The 24,155-nt window shown below is 37.4% G+C and carries 13 protein-coding genes; 7 read left to right on the top strand and 6 right to left on the bottom strand.

What is annotated here, in order from left to right:
- Positions 1 to 9 precede the first annotated feature (9 nt).
- The 7 genes from BXY75_RS11010 to BXY75_RS10980 all read left to right on the top strand — a co-directional run bounded on the left by BXY75_RS11010 (position 10) and on the right by BXY75_RS10980 (position 16,482).
- Entirely contained in the window at positions 10 to 2,817 is a 2,808-nt protein-coding gene (locus BXY75_RS11010; protein ID WP_121907802.1) for a hypothetical protein, read from the top strand.
- Between the two features lie 11 nt (positions 2,818 to 2,828).
- Positions 2,829 to 6,647, top strand: coding sequence for a PKD domain-containing protein (locus BXY75_RS11005; protein ID WP_121907801.1), 3,819 nt, complete (start codon positions 2,829 to 2,831; stop codon positions 6,645 to 6,647).
- Positions 6,648 to 7,940 (top strand): contractile injection system tape measure protein, encoded by a 1,293-nt coding sequence (locus BXY75_RS11000; protein ID WP_121907800.1) that lies wholly within the window; start codon positions 6,648 to 6,650, stop codon positions 7,938 to 7,940. It abuts the gene before it with no gap.
- A gap of 11 nt (positions 7,941 to 7,951) precedes the next feature.
- Entirely contained in the window at positions 7,952 to 9,622 is a 1,671-nt protein-coding gene (locus BXY75_RS10995; RefSeq protein WP_121907799.1) for an eCIS core domain-containing protein, read from the top strand.
- A gap of 12 nt (positions 9,623 to 9,634) precedes the next feature.
- Positions 9,635 to 14,176: an eCIS core domain-containing protein gene (locus BXY75_RS10990; protein WP_121907798.1), complete on the top strand. Its 4,542-nt coding sequence runs from the start codon at positions 9,635 to 9,637 to the stop codon at positions 14,174 to 14,176.
- Positions 14,177 to 14,334: 158 nt separating this feature from the next.
- Positions 14,335 to 15,156, top strand: coding sequence for an N-acetylmuramidase domain-containing protein (locus BXY75_RS10985; protein WP_121907797.1), 822 nt, complete (start codon positions 14,335 to 14,337; stop codon positions 15,154 to 15,156).
- A 6-nt stretch (positions 15,157 to 15,162) separates the two neighbouring features.
- The gene (locus BXY75_RS10980; RefSeq protein WP_121907796.1) at positions 15,163 to 16,482 is read left to right on the top strand and encodes an ATP-binding protein; all 1,320 of its coding nucleotides are present in this window, start codon (positions 15,163 to 15,165) and stop codon (positions 16,480 to 16,482) included.
- Here BXY75_RS10980 and BXY75_RS10975 read toward each other — a convergent pair.
- From BXY75_RS10975 to BXY75_RS10950, 6 genes are all read right to left on the bottom strand, one after another.
- The gene (locus tag BXY75_RS10975) at positions 16,479 to 17,324 is read right to left on the bottom strand and encodes a 5-oxoprolinase subunit C family protein (RefSeq protein WP_121907795.1); all 846 of its coding nucleotides are present in this window, start codon (positions 17,322 to 17,324) and stop codon (positions 16,479 to 16,481) included. The genes BXY75_RS10980 and BXY75_RS10975 overlap by 4 nt on opposite strands.
- Positions 17,317 to 18,045 (bottom strand): 5-oxoprolinase subunit PxpB, encoded by a 729-nt coding sequence (pxpB, locus tag BXY75_RS10970; RefSeq protein ID WP_121907794.1) that lies wholly within the window; start codon positions 18,043 to 18,045, stop codon positions 17,317 to 17,319. Before pxpB ends, BXY75_RS10975 begins: the two co-directional genes overlap by 8 nt.
- Complete coding sequence (locus BXY75_RS10965) at positions 18,038 to 18,787, bottom strand: LamB/YcsF family protein (protein ID WP_121907793.1); 750 nt, start codon at positions 18,785 to 18,787, stop codon at positions 18,038 to 18,040. Before BXY75_RS10965 ends, pxpB begins: the two co-directional genes overlap by 8 nt.
- Positions 18,788 to 18,820: 33 nt before the next feature.
- On the bottom strand, positions 18,821 to 20,044 hold the full coding sequence (locus BXY75_RS10960) for an Nramp family divalent metal transporter (RefSeq protein WP_121907792.1): 1,224 nt from the start codon (positions 20,042 to 20,044) through the stop codon (positions 18,821 to 18,823).
- On the bottom strand, positions 20,041 to 21,153 hold the full coding sequence (locus BXY75_RS10955; protein WP_121907791.1) for a DUF2891 domain-containing protein: 1,113 nt from the start codon (positions 21,151 to 21,153) through the stop codon (positions 20,041 to 20,043). Before BXY75_RS10955 ends, BXY75_RS10960 begins: the two co-directional genes overlap by 4 nt.
- A 95-nt stretch (positions 21,154 to 21,248) precedes the next feature.
- Positions 21,249 to 24,119, bottom strand: a complete 2,871-nt coding sequence (locus tag BXY75_RS10950; protein ID WP_121907790.1) for a M16 family metallopeptidase — start codon at positions 24,117 to 24,119, stop codon at positions 21,249 to 21,251.
- Positions 24,120 to 24,155 lie beyond the last annotated feature (36 nt).

Raw genomic sequence — 24,155 nt, 5'->3', positions numbered from 1 at the left:
TAGAAATCCATGAAAGAAGTAGTCACCATATTAAAAAATGTAGCCTCCAAGGACGGTTTGGATTACGATTTTCTTCGGAATACGGGTCTCGAGTATATTGAAAAAATTGGAAGCGATATCTGGACCGATTATAATGTGCATGACCCAGGTGTTACTATTCTCGAGATGCTCGCATATGCGATAACAGATCTATCGCAACGTATTGATATGCCCATTGAAAATTTATTGGCTTCGGATGAAAACAACCTTTCAAAGATGCACGAACAGTTTCTATCGGCTATAAATATTTTGCCTTCGAAAGCTGTTACAGCCTTAGATTACCGGAGTCTATTCAGCCATATAAAAGGGGTGAAAAATTCATGGATTAAAGCCCATGAACAATTAGTTCACATTAATTGTGACACACATCCTGCGCAATTTTCTTATACTCCATTTACCGAAGCTGAAAGAAATTTGACTCCATTCGTACTTAAAGGTCTTAACGACATCATCATTGATCTGGAGGAAGATGTTGAAGATCCTGATGCAATTTTAAATGTAGTTAGAAACGTATATCACAACAACAGAAGCCTTTGTGAAGATTTAGTAAATGTTACTGTCGTTGAAGAACATCCTATCGCTGTCTGTGCCTACATCGACTTGCATCCGGGAGCTGATGAGGAATATATTCAAGCACTTATTTATAGAGCAATCGATCATTATTTCTCCCCATCCGTGAATTTCTATTCCCTTCAGCAAATGTTTGATAAAGGCTATACGACCGATCAAATTTTTGAGGGTCCGATTCCTATAAGTGGTGATTGTACTTCTTTTGAAGACCCCAAAGGTGGATTTATTGATAGAAAAGAGCTCAGTGAAGCAGATTTACGTAAAGAAATACGCTTGTCGGATATCATCCAGCTTATAATGAACATTGAAGGAGTGAATATCGTTAAGGATATTTCAATTGGCAATTGTGATGGAAAACTAGGTCTGGAAGGACACTGGAATATCTGTGTAAAGGAATGGCATAAACCTGTTCGCTGCGATAAAAGTATTTTCAAGTTCTCTAAAGGCTTATTACCTATAGGAGTTAACGTGGCTAAAGTACAAGCTTTTATGGATCAATTGAAGGCCGAGGAAAAAGCAAAACAACTTGCTGTAACTACCCAGGATGTTGCTATGCCGCAAGGTGAGTATTCAGATGCCGGCAATAATACCACTATGCAAAACGATTTCCCTGATACTTATGGAATTTCAGAAATTGGGCTACCGGGAAATGCGAGTGTTTCAAGAAAGGCAAAGGCGAATCAATTAAAAGGGTATTTATTGTTTTTTGATCAGATTCTAGCCAATTATTTTCAGCATTTAGCTAAAGTGAAGGATTTACTTTCTGTAGATGAAAGTCTGAAGAAACTGTATTTAGATAATGTAGTATTAACAGCTTCGGAAGAATTAAAAGCCAAGCAAACCTTTTATTCGCAGGGTGTTGAAGATATTAAAGATTTCGACAACATAGTAGGAAATCCATTAGCTTATGAAGATAATCTCATCAATATCATGAATGAGGTGAAAGGAGATAATACGGGTGATACCATTTTCTACGAAAGAAGAAACATTTTATTAGATCATCTCCTCGGAAGGTTTTCCGAACGTTTTTCAGATTATGTTTTTATTATGAAAACTGTCTATGGCGATAGCACTTCTACCAACGATGATATTTTACGAACTAAACTTGACTTTTTATATAATTACAAACAAATTGGTTGCGAAAGAGGGATGGGATTTAACTATTGTCATCCTCTACAAACCGAAGGAGACGATGGCATTTGGGACACAAAAAATGTTTCAGGTGTTGAAAAGAGAATCTCCAAACTTTTAGGGATACAGGATTTTAGTCGAAGAGATCTTGTTTCAGGATTTCTGGAAGTATATGAAGAAAAAGACGATGATGATCTGGTAGAATATCGGTGGAGAATTAAGGGTGAAAATAAGATTCTATTGTCCTCTAGTAAACATTACCATACTCTTACTGCGGCATACGAAGAATTATATTTGGCGTATCACCTAGCCCGCAATCCTGAAAATTACGATCTTAAAAAAACGAAAAAAGGCACTAAAACTTATTTTAATCTTACCAATCCCGACATCACAGACGAAAATGATGAAGACAGGATTGTAGCAAGAAGAATTGCTTACACCAGTACTAAGGAAAAATCTGAAGCAGCCAGAGATGAATTAATCAAACTTATTAGAGAATTGAGTGCAGACGAAGGCATGTATATGATAGAACATATCTTGCTGCGACCGGATACAATGAATCTGGAACAATTCGATAACGATGGAGATTTTCTACCAGATGCTTCCCCTGAAGATTTTATGCCTAGCTGCTTGGATGAAAATTGCGAAACATGTAGCCCAATCGATCCTTATTCCTTTCGGGTGACAATAATTCTCCCTGGTTGGACGTATCGCTTCGGTAACATATCCTTCAGACGATTTGCGGAGCAACTTATTAGAGAAGAACTTCCGGCACATGTCTTGGCAAAAATTTGCTGGATCGGACAGCCTAAAGGACTAGTTCCTGACGAAGAAAATGATATGCTTCAGATTCAGAAGAAATACAAAGAATTCCTCAAAAAATTACACTGCGATACCAAAATTGACAGCAAAGCGAAGCTGAAGAAATATCGCAAGACAGTCAATGCACTCGTACTCTGTATGAACAAAATGCACACCATTTATCACTCCGGAAGATTACACGATTGTGACAATGATGAGACGGAAGAAATAGGAAACAAAATAATATTAGGTCAAACCAATATTGGCCAGCTTTAAAATATAATGTCATGGTAACACTCAAATTAAACGAAATCACGACCCAATACCGGTCATTTGTAGCAGATCAAGTACTGACTGCAAAACAACTCAATACCATCATTGACTATTTTGAAGATCAAAACAGACTAACACGTGTTTGTTTGAGCGGGGTTGGCATTGTTCACGGGTTAGATATACAGACAGACGGAGAAAAAACGGTTGTTGTAAGTCAGGGCTGTGGTGTAACTACAGATGGAGATCTTATTAAATATGAAGGTGCCACTTTTACCCGATTTAAATTATTTGAAGATACCGAAGCTGGTTATAGTAAGTTCGAAGATATCGGAAACATACTTGAGTTATACCCCGAAAAAGAGGGTAAAGATGCAAAAGCGGCAGAACTTTCAAAACTGAGTAATCTTTCAGAAAAAGTAGTCGTTCTTTATCTTGAAAACTACGAAAAAGAAGAAACTCCATGTACCTCTACAGATTGTGATACGCAAGGAAAAGAACAAATTGCCAAGATTAGAATTTTACTGTTTAACAAGGTAGATGTTGATTTGATGACGGCCTCAGACGATGTCTTTTCAGACAATGATACCATGGAGACGTATTTAAATCTTCCTCAGGTGGCGGTGAAAAGAGCTATACTTTCTCCAACCAATACCAGAACACATCTGGAGTTGATGGGAAATTTTGTGAAGGCAATCAATAACGAACCTTCTCCCCTTTCGAAATTACGAATTGGTATTTCGAGCCTTTATAAGGATTTTAACGGCTTACTTGATATTAAAGATGCTATAGGAAAATTCAAAAAGATAAACGACCAATTAAATATCATTTATACATTTTCAGGGAAAGAATTTCCGCTAGATATTCAATATCGATATGACCTTCTGAAAGATCTTGCAGACACCTACGAGGAGATCAAAAGATTATTATTCGATTTAAGAATCAGTGCTTGTCCTACAGAGGAATCATTTCCGAAACATTTATTATTAGGAGAATTAGACAAGGATCCGGAAACGCTATATTACCAATACCGACATTCCTTCTACCCCTCGCCCATTATACCACATAGCGATGAACGCATCAAGGAAATAAGATGTCTAATTGAACGAATTTATCTGATGGTTCATGAATATGATGTGGAAAATGAAGATCAAATTAAGATTACTCCATCGAAAATAGCAATGAATCCGGTGAGTAATCGAGCGATTCCTTACTATTATGAAACAACAAGACAGCTCATAAAAAAATGGAGCTACGATAAATACATTAAACAGGAAGCAGGTAGAAATTTAGGGTATCAATCTCAAGAACTCTCTGCTGCCGATGAAATTCAAAATCCGTTGGATTATTGTCTTAATAAAAACGACTTTTTCCGTATTGAAGGGCATTTAGGAAAAGATTATGCCACAGCACTTCGAACCATAGATGCTATCAAAAAACAAAAAGGACTTGCTTTCGATGTAAAAGTGTTGAGTGTTGATGAGACCATGGATGATATCAATATAGAAGATTACAAATGTCATTTTGAAGACCTTAATACCATCCTACTTGCATTCCTTAAAGAACAGGAATGTTTGTATCACGAAATAGCTTCTTTCTTTTCTGGTTTTAGTATTGCCGAGCCCGGTCGTAATAATTACTACAACCATGTTAAAGAGCTTTCAAAAGTAAAAGAATCTGCAACTTCTGGTAATACCGGTGAAATTTTTGTTTCTGGAACCCGGGTAACAGATCCGGCAATAGGAACTATAAAAGGCATCACCGCAGCTAAAGGAGGTGTTAATTTTTCTGGAGTAACCAACTTCCGCACTATTACGGCCGTTGAAGATGGATTGCATACCAATGAAGATGATTTAGGGTTTATCATTAAAGACGTATTTACGAAAAATTCAGATCGGGAGGCATGTGCCATTACAACCAAAATCGAAGATCGAATAAAAGAAATTGAAGTCATTAATAATGCATCGGCAGAAATCAAAGCAATAGCGATCACGCATCCTTATGAAATTCTTTCCTTTACGCGTGCCACTTCGAAGCTTATACCTACCGAAATTGCAGACATAAATAAAACTCGATTGGATAATTTCGGATTGGCTGTAAAGGAACTTTGTAAGCGAACGGATACATATCAAAGAGCTTTAAATACTGTTTTATACAAACCAGAAGCGACTTATCAAAGACGTGGTTTCGAATCAAGAGTTGAGTTACTATTAAATCAATTGCACGTAAATTGCTGTGCTGCGGAAAAGATTAAAGTCCTTATGGACGACATTGAAAAGCGCAAAGGTGAAATCCTCATTCAGAAAACACTATCGAAATTTATAGAGCAACATCCCGGTCTTGAACATACCGCCGGTGTGCAACCTGGTGGAACTTTTGTTATGGTTTACCTCGGAAAGACCCGCGATATAACTGTAGGAAGACCTACCGGATTATCGGTTGAAGCTGTCCCAATAAGAGAAGAACAAATCTTAGCGAGAGTCGAAGCGCCTACAACATCACGGACTTCTGCTACTAGCCGAACAAGTCGGGTAATAAAAGAATCTACCGGAATTATCAGCGCAACAAGAGTTACAGCCGCAACCACTCGCAATCCGGTATTAGGTTTAGAATTGTTGCAACCCGAAAGAGGTATTTTAGGGGAAGGTTTGTTTACAGGTCCTACCAGTTTCAAATTTTCTGAAAACACAGTTATCGGTGATTTTTCTTTGCCGTATTTATGCTGTTCAGATTGTGTGCCAATTAATTTTATGGTTCCGGCACAAAGGGTTTCCTTGCGACTTCCGGAAGCTTTTGTTTGCTTCAAAGAGGAAATGCCTCCTTTATTATTTGAAGTAATTCCAAACGATGGTATTGTTGAAGCAGTCACCGAAAACGGATTAAACGGTGGTGTAAGACTCAATGAGGATGATAGGTTTGTATTTGACCCTTCTTTAGTGAGTGAAGAGTTATATGGAAAAGAGATAAGCTTTACCGTAAATGGTCAATTTACGGATGCCAAAATAGTAGTATTCAAAAAACCGGAATTTGACTTTTTATCTTCCGAGCCACGTTATTCTCGAGATGGCAAGATTGCTGTGGTTAATTTCACAACTCAAGGAGACGAACTTCCGGAAGGTGTGACCTATCTGTGGGATTTTGGTGACAATACGATTCCGACGAATAGAAACGATGAAAACCCACGTCATGAATATTTCCTTCCTGTGAATGCAACTAATACGGTTACCGTGTTCTTAACGGTAAGTAATGGTCGCTGTTCAGAAACCATCGACCATAATATCGAGTTAATTGCAGAACCACAACCAGTTAATTGCGAAGAACAAGTGAAAATTAATTTAAAAGATGGACAAACTGTATTACAATCTATTGAAAAACTATCTTCTAAATTGAAAGAAGCTGTTTTAGATCCAACTTTACAACAATACGGGGAGATAACGAAAAATCCCGACCCTTTCATTTCCGGACAAAGAAATAACGAGTTTACGAATCGATTCATGCCAATTCTAGATGTGACAGTTGAGCATATTAAGAAACGTATGCAAGATCCGGAAGATAAAGATTTTCCAATACTCACAACTATATATCGCCTTCAGGTTCAGTTGATATATAACATTCTTGCTTGCCAAACAAAAGGCAATTTAAAAGAAGTTCAAGCTGTATTAGACTTTATAGAGAGAAATCTTCAGGAGTTCAGAAAAGATCCTGAGAATTTGGATATAGACCCGGACAAGAAATTACATGCCTTCTTAAAAGCATTGTCTGAGAAAAAAGATATAAACCCAGCTCTAAAAGATCGCATCATCAAATTAATAAGCATTCTTGAAGCAAAAAAGTAAATGGAGGATAGTAAACATATCATAAATGCAGTCTACTGCGAGGTAAATGCGCCTAATTTAATTACCGCCTATTACCTCAAGGATACTATTGATGTGTTTCTCAAGGAACAGATTTTTCCTGAAATCGAAGCTTATTTTGATCAGCTTTTAGGTAAAAACAGAAAGCAGATCTTTCGGTTCAACAAATTCAATCTAAATGTAAATTTTGATTCTTCTCGATCTTTGAAACAATTAAAACCCGCAATCTTAGGAGAATTAAAAAAACAGATTATTATTGAAAACAATTTGGGCGAAATCGTTGAGAGTGCCAATGTGGACCAAGTTTCGATTCAAAAAAGTGCACAAAAAGCTTTTCTTTTTTTTCTAGAGAACGGGACCTATCCATGGTGGTTTGATGATAGCTTTTCTTTTTCTGAAACTCAAATTGTAATGTTTCTTGAGAGTAAAACATTTAAGGCACAGCTGAGGCAGTCCCTAAGAAATGAAAGTGTGCGGAAAAGATTGATCTTTCAATTTGATGAACATATTTTACTAAAGATTTCGCTTGGTCTTATTTCTGAAAGAACTTCGGAAAAATCGCTAAAAAAAATAAGTATCCTACTTAGTGATCGACTTCAGTTCTGGGAGATACTTCTGAAGAATATAGCCGATAACAAAACTCAAGTACTTTCCGAAGTTAAAAAAGAAATAGATGAAAAAATTAAAAATACAATCGACTCCCCAGCTACTTCCGAAGAGAAGAAAATTGAAGGCAAAATAGATGTCTCAGAAACTGCCGATCTAGAGGAATTAGAACGAGAAGGCATTTTAGTAAATAACGCCGGCTTAATACTTTTGCATCCTTTCCTAAATCCATTTTTTGAAAAACTAGGCTTTATTTCAGGAAAAGAAATCATCTCATCAAAGTTACAAGAGGCAGTTCATGTTCTTCATTATTTGGCTACCAAAGAAGAAAATGCATTTGAACATAAACTAACTATGGAAAAGTACATTTGTGGTCTTCCACTAAAATTTCCAATAGAAAGACATTTCAAATTAACGGAAATACAGAAAGAAGAATGTGAGGAATTGCTACGTTCTGTGCTAGGGCATTGGGATGCTCTTAAATCGTCATCGGTTGATATTTTGAGAAACGAATTTATTCAACGTGAAGGAAAACTTTACATCACGAATGAAAAACATAAACTGTTTGTGCAACGAAAACCTTATGATCTTCTATTGGATAAAATCCCCTGGAATATTAGCATCGTAAAAATTCCCTGGAAAAAGAAAATCGTTTTTGTAGAATGGTAAGAAGTTGAAAAATGAAGAAGTTCCGTAAGAAAAAACAAGATTTAAACGTCGTGAAAGATTCGACGGGAACCTTCTTTCCTCCTATCCAAAAAAAAGCTGAAATTACCAAACCTGTATCATCCTTGGAGTTAGAAGCAGATATGGCTGCACAAGATGTTGTGATCAATGGCAAAAATAGCGCTGGGATCCATAAACATTCTGCAAATAATGAGTCTGCTACATCTGTAACTCCTAAACTTGAAAACCTACTTAGTAAGAGTAAAGGCCGCGGTCAAAATTTGGATTCAGGAGTTAGAAGTCAGATGGAATCCAGATTTGGAGCAGATTTTGGCAGTGTGAAAGTTCATAAGGATTCCAATGCTATTTCTATGAACAAACAATTGAGGGCGCAGGCTTTTACCAACGGACATGACATTTTTTTCAATTCGGGTAAATACAATCCGTCGTCCAAAAGTGGTAAAAAACTGATCGCTCATGAACTTACACATACAATACAACAAGGAGCTTCGGGCAATCAAATTCAAAGAAAATTGAGTGTCGAATCCAAATACCCCCAGGATTATATCAATGATGTACAACCTAATAAAAAAGGAACAGATCCATCAATCGGACTTCCCGACAAAAGTAGATTAGACCTTGTGAAATCCCAATTGGGGAAAATAAGTCCCGAATTTAAAGTTGACGGCTCTGGAAATGTAAAGAAAAGCCATAATAAAAGTGAAGCCGAACTCGCCGATGGTAAAAAAGGAACTGGAAATTGTTGCTTACACGTATTAACAAGGCCAAAATCTAAGACAAACTGGAGACTATTAGTCGCAGACCATTTGGCGCCACATACCAATGAAGAACAGAAAGTCGTCCTTATAAATACAAATCTAAATCCTCTAACATTTGGTTTTCATACAAAAACTGGTAAAAAAATTGTGTACAAAAATAATCCTGAGATCATTTTAGGTCATGAGTTATGTGGTCATGCTTCGTTATTGGAAGTGGGTTTACACGCCGAAGGCAGCAGAAAAAGTAGTAATGTTCACGACTCAACCGTAAAAATAGAGAATGAAATCGCGAAAAGCTTAGGTAAAAAAGATGATGAATTGCGAGGCTTAGCCGGAGACGGTAAGCAGAAAGGTGAGTCATTTGGGCAAGGAGTAGTTATTAATTTTGGATTTAACAAAACAGATGTCAATAAACTAGATAGTTCAGAAAAAGAGAAGCTAAAATTGATTTCTGATATTGTAAAACGTCACAGTTTCTTTGTAGAACTTAAAGGACATTCAGACAATGTGGGGAGTGAAAGTGCCAAACAAAATGTAAGTGATCGTCGGGCAAAAAGTGTTTTTCTATTTCTTCGGAAACTAGGTGTTTCACTTAATATCAAAGTACCAGTTGAAAATGAAAGAGATTTTAGCGCGAATAGGTGGCTCCTAAAAGGCATGTCAGACAAAGAACCATTAAAGCAATTCGATCCGGTAACAGAGCAGCATAAATTGAGAAGGGTTGATGTGGTTGTTGCAGCATCTCCCGCTAGTTTATCTGAGTTCCCTAGTGGTATTTCGAAAGCAAATCAAAAAAAGATTAATGATTTTACCATCGTAGATGAACCTGATAATGTGAAGAAATTCGCTGATCAAGGGGACGGTACAGCCTGTGAAATACTTTTAGCCAAAAAAGCCTATAGGTAAAAAAAATAAAAAATGTTTACACGAGCAACGGCAAATAATAAAACCGGGAAGGCCAATAATAACTCTCTTTTTAATAAGAGTGAGACAGCTACACCCTTTATTCAAGCTAAGCTCGCCATTGGTAAACCTAATGATAAATACGAGGTAGAAGCAGATTCTGTTGCCGAAAAAGTGGTTTCAAAAACTCAAAACAGCTCATCTTTGACCGGGGCAACTCCGTTCTTTCCACCTTCCGCACCCAATAGTATTCAAAAGGCTTCGGAAAAAAATGAAACGATTCAGGAAAAGCCCATTGCTGAATCTATAACCCCCTCAGTGCAGCTAGCTCCTATGGAAGAAGAAACCATTCAGGAGAAATGCGATTCCTGCGAATCGGAGCAAGAAAATGTACAGCGTATGCCTTTTGAAGAAATTCAATCTAAGGAAGAAGAAGACTTTCAGAAAAAAGAAGATGAAGAATCTGTTCAAATGGAGGCCGAAGAAGAAGCGGTTCAGGCTAAATCTGAAGAGGAAGACGTCCAAATGGAGGCCAAAGAGGAAGAAGTTCAAACTAAGTTAAGTGCTCCGGCACTTCAAAAGTCGAATATTGGCACAAAATTAAAAAGTTCCAGAGGCAGTGGCTCAATGATGCCGAAAACTTTATTGGCGCAGATGCAGCAGGGTTTTGGCGCCGATTTTAGTCAGGTTAAAATCCACACCGGGCCACAAGCAGTTGCTATGAGTAAGGATCTTGGTGCCAAGGCTTTTACCAACAAGAATCACGTTTATTTCAATCAAGGGAAATTCGATCCGGGTTCGAGAGATGGACAATTATTACTTGCGCATGAACTCACACATACTATTCAACAGGGGGCTGTAAATCCTTTAACTTCGGAAACAGCGACTGAACCAAGTACTTCGGAAGTTACAACGCTTTCTAATATCGCTTCGGAAACTACTGCAACCACAATTCAACAACCCACTGATAATTCTATTACATCTGAAGCTTCCGAAGTAGTCATTACAACAGAAAATTCTTCAGAAACTACAACAGAAGAAACTCCAGAGCTAGAAGTAATACCAAGAAGTCCGGAAGAAGATCCTAATTTCATAAGTGTTGAGAATAGTGTAGAATACACAGCCGATCAGCAAGGTGAACACGAAGCTGCCGACATCGCCGTGGGATCCGCACAAAGTGCCGCAGCAATCCCGTCGAACGAGCAAATGGGCACTGCGCAGGCAAATCAGGTGGAGCAAATGGATGCTCAGGAGCCAGGAGAATTTGACGCAGTGGCGTTTAAGGCAAAGTTGATGAAGCGTATAGAAGAAATGGAACTTCCTGCCGATGAAGAAGCAGCCGACAAATTTGATAAGAATAACAATATTCAGGAAATAAGCAATGCCGCTTCCAATGATGCCACTCAAGAACAACAAGCGATCGCGGGCCCCATAGCTGTTGCCACAGAAGCACCACCTAATGTTGAAGCAGTTCCGCAACGAGAAGTGAGTATTTTGCCCAATGCGCCTGTTGGTCATCGTCCGGCTTCGGTTAGTGCACAAAATGCAATGCCAAATGCAAGACCTGAAAGCCATGTTTCTCAACCTCTTCAGGAGAACATGTCGGAAGTAGATCAGCAAATGGCTGAAAATGAGGTTACCGATGAGCAACTAGCAAATTCTAATGAGCCGGCGTTTACTTCTGCTCTTGGATCAAGAGATGAGGCGAGATCTAATACCGAATCGGCTCCAGACGCCTTCAGACAAACAGAATCTCAATCTTTGACTGCTTCGCAACAACAGGCAGAAAATTCGGGAGCTACGGGTATTTCAGAAATGCATCAAAACAGAGATGTTTTACTAAATGATGTTGTAGGCCAACAATCAGAAACCGGCACACAAAACACGTCCGAAAGAGAAAGAATCTCGAATGAGATCGATAGTATTTATGAGTCAACTAAGATTGATGTTGAAACTTTACTAGATGACTTAGACATACAGGTTGCTGAAAAGTTTGATACCGCAGCTACCAATTCGAAACAAGATTTTGAAGATTATGTAGATCTTAAAATGAGTCTTTATAAAGCAGAACGATATAGTGGAATTGGAGGCGCTTTTACATGGGTTGGAGATGTGTTTACGGGATTACCTGATGAAGTAAATGAGTTTTTTGTTCAAGGTCGTAAGCTCTATATCAATATAATGGATGTTGCTCTTACGGATATTTCAAATTATATAGCCTTAAAATTGAATGAGGCTAAAAATCGCATCGAAACAGGAAAACAAGAAGTTACTGATTATGTGGATGCCTTGCCGGAAAATTTACAATCAATTGGAAAGGAAGCGGCTGAAGAAATTCAAGATAAATTTGATGAACTTACAGATAGTGTAAATTCCAAACAAGATGAATTAATCGATTCTCTTGCGCAACAATATAACGACAGCCTTACTGAAATCGATGAACGAATAGATGAAATGAAAGCTGCGAATCGCGGATTGATTGATATGGCAATGGATGCGATAAACGGCGTAATTGAAACCATAAGTAAACTAAAGCAACTTATAACCGATCTTCTTGCCGAAATTCAATCTGTGCTATCCATAATCATGGCAGACCCAATCGGATTTGTTTCGAACTTATTTGATGGTATAAAGCAAGGATTTGACAATTTTGTTACGAATATAGAGACTCATTTGTTATCAGGGTTTGTTCAATGGTTAACAGGATCTTTGGGTCCTATGGGAATTACTATTCCTGAAAATCTGTTTAGCTTAAAAGGAATTTTTAGTCTTGTGATGCAAGTTCTGGGGCTAAGCTGGGATTATATGCGAGAAAAAGCTGTGAAGTTGCTAGGAGAACCCGTTGTACAAGCTATGGAATTTGGCTTGGAGATGTTCCAAATTATAAGAACTCAAGGTGTTGCAGGTATATGGGAATACCTCAAAGAGCAATTTAATGACCTCAAAGAAACCATTATTGATTCGATCAAGGAAATGCTTATCACTCAGGTAATCGAGGCCGGAATTAAATGGTTACTGAGTTTACTTATTCCGGGTGCAGGATTTATAAAAGCGATTATGGCAATCAAAGACTTTATAGTATTCTTTGTTGAATCTGCCCTAATGCTAATACCAGCTTTGATTGAAGCAATACGAGCCATGGCGGCTGGTAGTGTGAGTTTAGTAGCCACTGCCATTGAACGAGGTTTGGCACTTCTAGTACCATTGGTGATAAAGCTATTTGCAAAAATAATAGGCCTTGGAGGGCTTGTAGGCAAGGTACAGAAGATCATTAAAAAAGTAAGAAAACGAATTGATCGGGCGATAAATAAGTTGATTATTAAGGCGAAGAAGGCTTCACGGAAATTGCTTCAAAAATTAGGAATAGGAAAAGGAGAAAAATCTGAAGGTGAAGAGACTGATGAAAGAACAGCAGAAGAAAAACAGGAAGATGTAAAATCTGCAGTTCAAGAAGGAAATGAATTATTGGATAAAGCTGATGCTACACCAGAAGATGTAAACCAACAATTGCCTGGTATTAAAACAAAATATAGTCTAGAGAAAATTGAACTATTGCAAGATGCTACAACAGGGAAGTATTATATCAGAGTTAAAATTAACCCTGAGGGTGAGACTGAAAAAGAGAGTTTAGGTCAGGAGGTTATTCTTAATTTCATCAACAAAAAATTATTAAAAAGTAATAACACAGAAATTTCAAAGTATGGTAATGATCATAAATCAGAAATTGAAGGAGCCGGTTATAAGTTTTTAGTGCAAAATGATAAGTATTATATACGACGAAAAAGCGCGTCTGACTCGGCTCAGGTGCATATTGATAAAGAGGGGAAATTAAAGTTAGGTCCTAAATCAGGATCAAGTGAACCAGAACATGATAACTACATTCCTACCAACAAAAAAATTGAAGAAGTAGAGAATGGATATGTAGTTACTTATGCAACTAAAACAGATGAAGGAAATGAAGGACCAGAGTTTAAGATAAATATTTCTTACGATAAGGCCTTGTCAAGTAACGAGGATATTACCGAAACAAGAGTTGTTGAAGGAAGTAGTTTAAAATTAAAAAACGCGGGAGGGGCAAGAGGTAAAACTGATTCTGCTCATCAAGGTTTTCATAATGCTCATCTAATTGCAGACAGATTCGGTGGCTCAGGAAAGAATAAAGACCAAAATATTTATCCTAGTTCTCCCGATTACAACACAAGTAAGATGAAAAAGAAAGAAGATGATATCGCCAAAAACCTTCAAGATAAAACCGAAAATAATCAATCAAACTTTGAATTAGAAATAACGTCAAAAATTAAAGGTGAGAAAGCAGATAGTTCTTCGTTAAAAGCCGCGATAAATGAAGAAGCAAAAAAAGATAATACTATTCAAGTGCAAGAGATTAATGATCAAATGTCTAACGATTTAATCGCTCTCGTACGTAAAGATATTAAAGGCATCCCCGGAAAGTTCATGAGTGTAAATTATAAACTAAATAATACAACAGCCGGAGACCTAAAGTCGGATAGTGGTTATGATTCGCTTGTAGAAAAATTAATTAAGAAAAAAACATAGGAAAAAGGAGAGTTTAAAAAAGTAGTGTAAGTTGATAAATGTTAATGTCAATTCCGAAGCAAAAGGCCAAATACCCCTTTATATTATAGGAAAAACACGTTTGCGTGCTTGATTGGTTTACTGTAACTTACAATCAACTAACGCATTAAACTACAATTATGAAAACTATTAGATATCGATCCAAAGACTCTGAGGTCTATTTTTTGGAAGAAATACTAACATCTTTGGGCTATGAGGTCTATATTTCTACCTACTTCGGAATGGATACGCATCGCGCTGTACTTGATTTTCAATTAAAAAATGGCCTTGTCTCGGATGGAATTGTCGGACTCAAAACGTGGACCAAACTTATACTAGCACAAGATTCACTGACCGGCTTTAGTGATAAATTTTTATCAGAACAGAACCTCATCGATTTTGCTGATAAATATGAAATAGAATTAGCTGCAGTGAAAGCAGTCAATGAAATAGAGAGTAATGGAAAAGGATTTTTATTAGATGGACGGCCAAGAATACTATTTGAAGGGCATATATTTTGGCGGGAATTAAAGAATCGCGGACTAATACCCAACGATTTTTTAAACAGCAACACTGAAAATGTACTTTACGAAAAATGGACCCGCAACCATTATGTTGGCGGTGGAAAAGAATACGATCGTTTGGAACGTGCCGCAGCGATTAGCGATGACAAGCATCTCAATGATTCTGCTTATTCCGCTGCTTCTTACGGATCATTTCAAATCATGGGTTTCCATTATAAACTTCTTGGATATCCTAATGTAAATAGTTTCGTTTCAGATATGTACACTCACGAAAAGGCTCATTTAGAGGCTTTCGGACGATTTTGTAAAGCCAATAACCTTATCCGTCATTTAAAATCAAAGAATTGGGCCGCATTTGCGAAAGGATATAATGGGTCCGGTTATAAAGAAAACAAGTACGATACCAAATTAGAATCCGCTTACAACAGATATAAATAAACGCGTATGGAATTTAACGACCTCAACAAACTTTTTGTTTATTTGAAAGACGTCATCAAATGGCGATTGCAAAACCCTAAAGCCGATTTTGCCAAGACTGCACCCAAATTTTCATTAAAATCCCTCGAAGGTTCCGCAATTAGTGAATTCATAATCACTCATGAACTTTCATCATCAGAATATATTACGCTTTTACTTGCTTTAGTTCCACACCTTTTACCAGATTATTTTTTAACAATAGTTTCTGAAGAATTTCCAGATGGATCCGATTTCCCCATGTTTGGCGGGGTAAAAGGAAAAAATCATCGTGGTATTTTGCCTACAGGTGAAACCGTACTGTTTATTCTAGGAGGTTCTAATCTGAAGCAACGCGTTGATTGTTTTAATATGTTTCAGGAAAATCATATTTTTCATAAAGAGCAGATTATGTATTTGGAAGGAGTTCCGGCTGGTGAACCTGCTATGAGTGGTAAACTTAACTTGTTTCCAGATTGTTTATTCGAACTCACTACAGGTGAAATTCCGTCTCCAAAACTAAGTACGGATTTTCCCGCCGAAAAACTGGAAACCGAACTCATTTGGAACGATTTGGTGCTCAATGATAAAACTTTGGCGCAAATTCAGGATCTTGAAATATGGTTGGAATACAATGAGATTGTGATGAAAGATTGGGGCATGAATTCCCGAATTAAAGATGGTTATCGTGCCTTATTTCATGGACCTTCAGGAACTGGAAAAACACTCACTGCAACGCTATTAGGGAAATTTACCGGGAAGCCAGTTTACAGAATAGACCTTTCTACCGTGGTTTCGAAATATATAGGTGAAACAGAAAAAAACCTTTCTAATCTCTTTAACAAAGCCGCTAATAAAGACTGGATTCTCTTTTTCGATGAGGCCGATGCTATCTTCGGAAAGCGAACTAATGTACGAGATGCACACGATAAATATGCCAATCAGGAGGTGTCTTATTTGTTGCAACGAATAGAGTCGCACAGCGGACTCGTAATATTAGCTTCTAATTTTAAAGATAATATCGATGATGCATTTACGCGAAGGTTTCAGGCAATCGTTGGTTTTGGGATGCCTGGAGCTAAAGAACGAAAAGTTCTATGGGAGAAAAACTTACCCAACAATCTGAAGCTTGACAAAGAGATCGATTTAAGAGAAATAGCAAGAAAGTATGAATTGAGCGGATCAAACATTATCAATATTATCCATTTCTGCTGTCTAAGAGTGTTAAGTGAGAAAAAGGATCGACTTACAACCAAAATTCTAATGGAAGGAATTAAAAAAGAATTCCTCAAGGAAAATAGGATGTTTTAGATCAATTTGAAATATACTTTTTCGAAAGTTCGTTTTTGTGATAATTGTGATATGGCACTTTCACTAAGTTGTAAAATCCGAGCATAGCCGCCGGTGGTTTGGGCATCCCGCATTAATACGATACATTGTCCGGAAGGCGTTAATTGAACAGTTCCCGGCTGTACGGGACCTGTAATAATCTCATTGGCCGAAAATTCTTCAAAACCTTTAAGTAGATATGCCATCCTGTTGCTTTCAGCTAATATCTGTAATGGTTTTTTTACTATTTCTTTCTGAAATGACTTTGGAAGGAAATCGAATTCGGGACCGGGATAAACTTCGATCATTTCCGAAGAAAAATGCTTTAAATCAACCTTAACTGAAGCAGTTGCAAGCCCATTAATTAACTCAAAGGGTTCCAATAAAAAGCTATCACCTTTCTCCACTCTCTTTTTTTTAGTAATACTCTGATATTGACTTCTACTCCCTAAGATTTCTTCAGTAGAGAAACCACCTTTCATTGCCAGATAAGCACGAAGTCCATAATCTGGTAACCCAAATTTTAAAATACCGTCTTTTGGAACTCTAATTCTGGAATTCATAGAAACTCCTATATCATTGATCGTGGGCTTAAAAGCGGCACCTGTGATTGCTATTTCGGCACCTTCCAAAAAATGTAAAACCGGACCGCTATTTGTTATTTCCATCAGAGCCTCGGAAGGTGTATTTTCCATCAATTTATTGGCGAGCCTAGCTGAAACTGCATCCATTACACCACTCAAAGGCACTCCCGAACTTCGGTAACCAAAACGTCCCAAATCCTGAATGCTTGTTAAAAGTCCGCCGGATAAAACTTTAATCATAACGCAGCTCCTTTCTTATGATATAAGTATTACTCGCCACCTCATTTTCAATCTTTTTAAATGCTTCGGAAGTAATTGGGATAAACTTCACCTCATCACCAGCCTGTAGCATTGAAACCGGAGTTATTTCCGAAGAAAAAAAACGCAAAGGACATCTGCCAATGATATTCCAACCTCCCGGAGAAGGTATTGTGTAAATTCCCGTCTGACCGCCACCTATTGCCACCGATCCAGCTTCAATATGCAGTCTAGGCGTCTTTTTGCGCGCTGTATGCAATTTAATTGGAAGCCCTCCCAAATACGGAAATCCTGGTAAAAAACCGTTAAAATATACTCGGTAGCTCGCTTCTGTATGTAAGGTCACTACTTCTGAAGGGGTAAGTTCATGTCTTGTTGCCAATGCTTCAAGATCCATAGCAAAGCCTTGCTCGTAACAAACCGGAATATACACGATGTAACGAGTTACAGGTTTCACGTTAGAATCAATTTCTTTAATCGACCTTACTTTTTCTAAAAAGCTTGTCACATTGTTCGCATATTTCAGATAAATTGCCAGCGAATTATAGGTAGGAACTGTTTCTATTATTTCTTCTGAAAAACAGTCCTTCACATAAGCTTCCATTTCGATAACTTCAGAATTGATGGTCGAAGAAATTTCGTTCTCCCAACGAATCAGCACCGCCGAATCTCCAAAACGTTGATATGTGGGAAATTTATTCATTGATTAATCCTATTGATTGTTTCTTCATTTGAATGCGGATATACTTTAAAATTTCCACAGAATTAGCGTGATCTCCATGAATGCAGAAAGTTGAAGCTTCGATAGTTTGGGTATTTTTCTGAATGGTTTGAACTTCATGACGAACAACCATTGTATACAACTGTTGCCAAGCTGTTTCTGGAGATTTGATGACTGCATTCTCTTCACTTCTTGCGACTAAGGACAAATCGTTATTATAACGCCGATCTATAAAAGCTTCATAACAAAGTGGTAATAAATTTTCTGCTTTTTTTGCCAAAATGGAATTAAAGGGAACATATAGCTTTGGTCGTAATTTTGCAGCGACAATTCCTTCTACAACAGCATCGGCTGTAGGTGCATCGATGGCGGCATAATTATATAGAGCGCCATGCAATTTAATATGATGAACAGCTACTTCTTCAATTTCACAAACAGCATAAAAACGTAATAACTGCTGAAAAACAGCTTCAGTTAATTCACTTTTCGTCATGGTAAGACATTTCCTTCCGAAGTTATCTGTATCAGGAAAAGAAGGGTGTGCTCCTACCGCGACATTAAATTTCTTTGCCAAACCAACCGCGTAATGCATACTCGCCTCATTTCCGAAGTGCCCTCCACAGGCAATACTACAAGATGAAATAAGTGGCATAATAGCCTCATCGTGCCCACTTCCCTCACCCAGATCGGCGTTAATATCGATATGTATTTTATTCTCTTTCAATTCACACTAGTTACTTACAAATGCCTTAACAGATTATATATTGAAGAACACTTTTAAAAGGCTTTTAGCACCTAAAATCAAGGTTGCCACAACGATTAAGATTCCCATAATATTCTGTGATGTAGTGTTTTTATAAATCCCTAATACTGAACTTCGATTTACTATCCATAGAAGAAATCCAGCTATAACCGGTAATAAAACACCATTTGCTACCTGAGCAAACTTTATAATATCAATAGGCTTAAATCCAATAGACGAAAATAAGACTCCCATTACCAATACAATTATCCATACACTCCTGAATTTTTTGGATTTCATTCCACCCGTCCAGCTAAAGCATCCAGATACAACATAAGCAGCTGCCAAAGGTGCCGTGATTGCTGATGTAATACCTGCTGCAAATAAGCCAATACTCAAAAAATATTTTGAAAAACTTCCGAATAGTGGTTCGAGGCCTTTCGCAAGATCCGAAGCATTCGATATTGAGGAATCCTGAATTGCCGCAGCACAAACGATGATCGCTATAGAAACCAAGCCACCTAAAATGATAGAAATATAAAGATCTTTTCGAGCCTTTTTCAAATCTGAAACACCTTTCCATTTTTCTTTTACCAAAGATGCGTGTAAAAACAAATTATAAGGTACTACAGTTGTTCCTACCAATCCGATGACCATTAACCAACTTTCATCTGGAAGTCTAGGAACGAACATTCCTTTTAAAACAGCAACAATATCCGGTTTAGTTATGATGGCAGTGAACAAAAATGAAATACTCATTAAAATCACTAGAGTCACCAGACTGCGTTCTATTGTTTTATAATTCCCTAAATACAATAGTATAAATGCCAGGAGCCCGATACATATACTAAAAATATTAATCTCAAGGCCCGCAAAATAAATTATAGGATCCGTTATAATAGTTTCCAAGCCTAATATCCCACCACTAATATTGCCTGCTTCGTAGGCTGCATTTCCAATTAGAATAGCCGATAATATTAACAGGATTGCAATGTTTTTTACAACTGGTGAGTTGATTTCGTTTTTTACATTTTCTGCCAATCCGAGCCCAGTGATCAGCCCCAATCTGGCGGCCATTTCCTGTAAAACTATAGTAGCTACTATAGACAAAACCATCGCCCATAGCAAAGTAAAGCCAAATTGGACTCCGGCCAAGGTACAGATGGTTACAGTTCCAGGGCCTATAAATGCTGCAGCAATTAAGGTACCCGGGCCAATATTTTTGAAGAAACTTTTCATTTATTATTCAAGGCATAAATTGCGAAACTTCCCAGCCAGTGTCCCCCTTCATATGAATCACCTACTAAATTGGAATACGAATATTCAATATGTTCATTCGCTAAATTTTTTAAATGTTCGTACTGAGGATACTGCCTTGCCAGCCCGTAAAACACCCAAGCTCTGCTAAAATTGAGTCCGTCGAGATGTACTAATTTTCCATCGGTGCGATCGCTAACTTCCCCCACTTTTAAATGATAGGTCTTAGCTTCTAGCTGCGGTAGAAATGCTGTAATCCAATTTTCAAATTCAGGCTCGTTTAGCACACGACGCATGATATCTATTTCCTCCAAACATGGCGATAAAAAATCATAACCACTAGGTTCCCAATCAATCGGACAACCGGCATCAGCCAAATAAAAATCACGTGCTCTTTTCACGATAAGTTCCTTTAGAGCCACTTCCTTTGTTGTTTTAGCGAAATCGTATGCGAAAGTGAGTCCGAAGGCTGTGTTGGTATGCTCCCCTACTCTAATAGGATAATTTAATTTTGGTAGAAATTCTATGTATTTTGCCACGATTTCGTCAGTGAGTGGCTTCAGGATTAGTTCCAATTCTCTTGCCAATGGATCGTCCCAGAGGTGAATTGTTTCCGCTAGTTTTAACAACCAGGCCCAACCATAAGTCCGTTCGTATCCTTTGTTTATTTTTTTCTGAAAATAGACCAATTCAATTGCGACATTCTCTTTAGTAATATGCTGCTTCAGAATTGCCTTTGCTTCGGAAGCTTTTTCCATTTCAGGAAAATCTTTCAGAAGAGAAACCATAGACCAATACCCATGAACCGCACTATGCCAATCGAAACAGCCATAGAATATTGGATGTAAGTTTGAAGGAGCCTGTAAATCGGAGGCATCGCCAATTACTTGCCCCAACTTATTAGGATATTCGACACCCACACAGTGCAAAGGTAACTCCAGGAGTTTGTTGGCTTCTGCAATTGTGAATTGAGGTTCGGCAAAAATTTTAATTGCTTTTTTCTCAACTTCGGAAGAGATTTCGTTTTTGGAAGTATCCTTACATGCTGTCATTGCAAGAATAGTAATAAAGAAGAAAAATACCTTTTTCATTGTTCTGAAGCTTATTTGATTAGTTTTCAATAAAGGTATCAAATAAAAAAAGGACACCAAATAGGCGTCCTTTTTTATATTAACATGATGATAATTTACATCTTAACGTCTTTCAGTTTTACCTCTTCACCTTCCTTGTCGAGTAACTTTACCTCGTCAAAACCCATCTTTTTAAATTGCGGAAATTGAGTTGCGGCATCACCAACGATGAGGTAAGCCATTTTCGACTCATCCAGATATTTATTAGCCAATGCCTTATGTTGCTCTAAGGTCATTCCTTTAATTACCTGTTCTTCGTTTTCGATATAATTTGCGGGAAGGTCGTAGGCACTCATTTCCTGAAGCATCCCTAAAAGGCTAAATTGAGTTTCAAAACGACGCGCATTCGACTTAATAAGTGCGTTTTTTGTAAACTCAAGATCTTCTTCAGAAATACCCTTTTTATACGCTTCGATTTGTTGCTTAAATATCTTTACAGATTCTCCTGTAGTATTCGTTCGAACGCTTGAGGAAGCAGTGAATTTTCCCGGGATTTTGGTTCCACTGAAATTCGTGCGTGCTCCATAAGTGTATCCTTTTTCTTCGCGTAAGATTAAATTAACATTCCCTGAAAAAGAACCTCCCAATTTGTAATTCATCACCTCTGCAGGAAAAAAGTCATTATCGGTTCTAGGTAACGCAATGTAACCTATGTTGATAACAGATTGTTTAGCCTCTGGAATATCTACAAAGTACAAAGAGGATTTATCTCGTGTATTTGCGATAGGATATTCAGGAATAGTTACGTTTTTGGCTTCCCATCTTTCTTCCAGACCTCTTAAATTATTAAGGGCTTTTTCCTTATTTATTTTACCCACAATTTGAAAACTACTCACAGAAGGAGAGAAATTAGCATTGTAATATGCTTTTAAATCTTCCATAGTAATCGCTTCAACAGAATCTTCGGTACCAATCGTTGGTAAACTAAAGATGTGGTCTTCCCCGTAAAGCAACTTATTGTAAACACGATTCGCTACTGTTCCCGGATCTGCATTAGAACGTTTTATCTGATTAATTGTTTTTGTTTTTATAAGCGCAAATTCAGCTTCATCCCAACGAGGTTCCAATAAGATTTCCTCAACTAGTTTCATGGTCTTGTCGAAGTTTCTTACCAATGTATTACCGCGTATAACGATAGATTCGTTGCTTGTATACATATTAATAGAAGCCCCCAGCAATTCAATTTCTTCTTCTAATTGTTCTGGTGTTTTATTGGCAGTACCTTCCATCAGGATATCGGTCATAAGGTTTGCGACTCCGTTTTTATTTTTATCATCTAATAAATGACCCCCTTCAATCACCAAACTAAAGTTAACTGTTGGAATCTCATTTTGTTCAATTCCGTAGACTTTTATTCCATTGGATAGTTCGGCTGTCCATGTCGTCGGAATATTAAGTTCAGGTGAATCACCCTGCTCAGGCTCAACAGATCTATCAAAATTTGAAGGAGTTTTCGCTATCTCAGTACTCGCATTCTCTACTTTTTTATCTACATTTTCCTTTATAACCTCTTCTACTACAGGCGCCTTTATAGAATTTTCTGTAATTAAATTGGTTTTACCCTTAGGTACAAAACTCGTCATTACATAAGGCTTTCCTTTGATGTACTTCTCATAAACTCTCTTTACATCTTCTTTGGTTACCTTTTTGATGTTTTCGATGTCTTGCTCAATAAAGCCAGGGTCTCCCGCAAAAACATTGTATTGTGCTAATTGAAATGACTTTCCTAATACACTACTTATACCATTGTAAAACTGTGTTTCCAAGCCAGCTTTAATTCGCTCAATATCGCGATCGGTTACTCCATCTTTTTCGAATAGCGCAAAAGCTTCAAAAATACCTTTTTCCACTTCATTTAGATCTTTATCATTATTAGCAGTTATATTAATTTGAAACTCACCTGCTAACTCTTGCGCGTTATTGTAAGCTGTAGTTCGTGACGTAAGATCCTTTTCTTTTACTAATATTTTATACAAAGGGGCCTTCTTTCCACTGGATAAAATTTCTCCAAGAAAATCAAGAGCATAGGCATCTTCAGTATATTGTTCTGGTGTTGGCCAAACCATATTTAATTGTGGTGCTGTAGCGAAGTTATCTTCGTGATATAAACGTTTAGTTTCTGATAATTGTACAGGTTGTGGTTTTAAAGGTTCTACTTCCTGACGTCTTTTAATTTCACCGAAGTATTTTTCAATCAGCGCTTTAGCTTCTGTTGTTTCGAAATCACCCGCTAGTACTAAAGTCGCATTATTAGGTCCGTAAAATTTATCATAAAACTCTTTTACATCATCAACAGTGGCATTTTGAAGATCAGCTAATTCTCCAATCACCTGCCAGTTATAAGGATGGCCTTCAGGGTAAAGGTTTTTATCTAAAACCCAGCCAGTATGACCATAAGGATTATTATCTACACGTTGTCTTTTCTCGTTTTGAACTACCTCCTGCTGATTGTAAAAAGCAGATTCGGTAACTGTATTAATTAAAAAGCCCATACGATCACTTTCCATCCAAAGCACAGTTTCCAATGCATTATTAGGAACAATTTCGTAATAGATTGTACCGTCTTTCCAGGTTCCTCCATTCAAAGTACCACCAGCATCCTGAATTTTTTTGAAGAATTGATCCTGAGGCACGTTTTCAGATTCCTGAAAAAGCATATGCTCAAAAAGGTGAGCGAATCCAGTTCTTCCCGTTTTTTCACGATTAGAACCAACTCCGTATTGAATTGCGAGAGAAACGATAGGGTCACTCTTATCCTGATGTAAAATTACGTCGAGTCCATTTTCCAGTTCATACTTTTCGAATTCAACCGAAAGTTTTGCGGTATCTTCTTTTTTGGACGTTTTAGAATCTTTACAGGAAGTAAAGACTAAAGTCATCGTCATGATAGCAATTAATGAGAATTTAGATAAATTTTTAATACACATATCTGATTAGTTTTAAAGGTCGATAAAGATACAATT

The sequence above is a fragment of the Ulvibacter antarcticus genome, assembly GCF_003688405.1.
In the GTDB taxonomy this organism is placed as follows: Bacteria; Bacteroidota; Bacteroidia; order Flavobacteriales; family Flavobacteriaceae; genus Ulvibacter; species Ulvibacter antarcticus.
This window is presented reverse-complemented; position numbering and strand designations above follow the sequence as displayed.

Coding starts and splice junctions, on each gene's coding strand:
- BXY75_RS10995 (WP_121907799.1), top strand. CDS start 7,952: ATGAAGAAGTTCCGTAAGAAAAAACAAGATTTAAACGTCGTGAAAGAT.
- BXY75_RS10955 (WP_121907791.1), bottom strand. CDS start 21,153: ATGAAAAAGGTATTTTTCTTCTTTATTACTATTCTTGCAATGACAGCA.
- BXY75_RS11000 (WP_121907800.1), top strand. CDS start 6,648: ATGGAGGATAGTAAACATATCATAAATGCAGTCTACTGCGAGGTAAAT.
- BXY75_RS10980 (WP_121907796.1), top strand. CDS start 15,163: ATGGAATTTAACGACCTCAACAAACTTTTTGTTTATTTGAAAGACGTC.
- BXY75_RS10985 (WP_121907797.1), top strand. CDS start 14,335: ATGAAAACTATTAGATATCGATCCAAAGACTCTGAGGTCTATTTTTTG.
- BXY75_RS10960 (WP_121907792.1), bottom strand. CDS start 20,044: ATGAAAAGTTTCTTCAAAAATATTGGCCCGGGTACCTTAATTGCTGCA.
- BXY75_RS10950 (WP_121907790.1), bottom strand. CDS start 24,119: ATGTGTATTAAAAATTTATCTAAATTCTCATTAATTGCTATCATGACG.
- BXY75_RS10975 (WP_121907795.1), bottom strand. CDS start 17,324: ATGATTAAAGTTTTATCCGGCGGACTTTTAACAAGCATTCAGGATTTG.
- BXY75_RS11010 (WP_121907802.1), top strand. CDS start 10: ATGAAAGAAGTAGTCACCATATTAAAAAATGTAGCCTCCAAGGACGGT.
- BXY75_RS11005 (WP_121907801.1), top strand. CDS start 2,829: ATGGTAACACTCAAATTAAACGAAATCACGACCCAATACCGGTCATTT.
- BXY75_RS10990 (WP_121907798.1), top strand. CDS start 9,635: ATGTTTACACGAGCAACGGCAAATAATAAAACCGGGAAGGCCAATAAT.
- pxpB (WP_121907794.1), bottom strand. CDS start 18,045: ATGAATAAATTTCCCACATATCAACGTTTTGGAGATTCGGCGGTGCTG.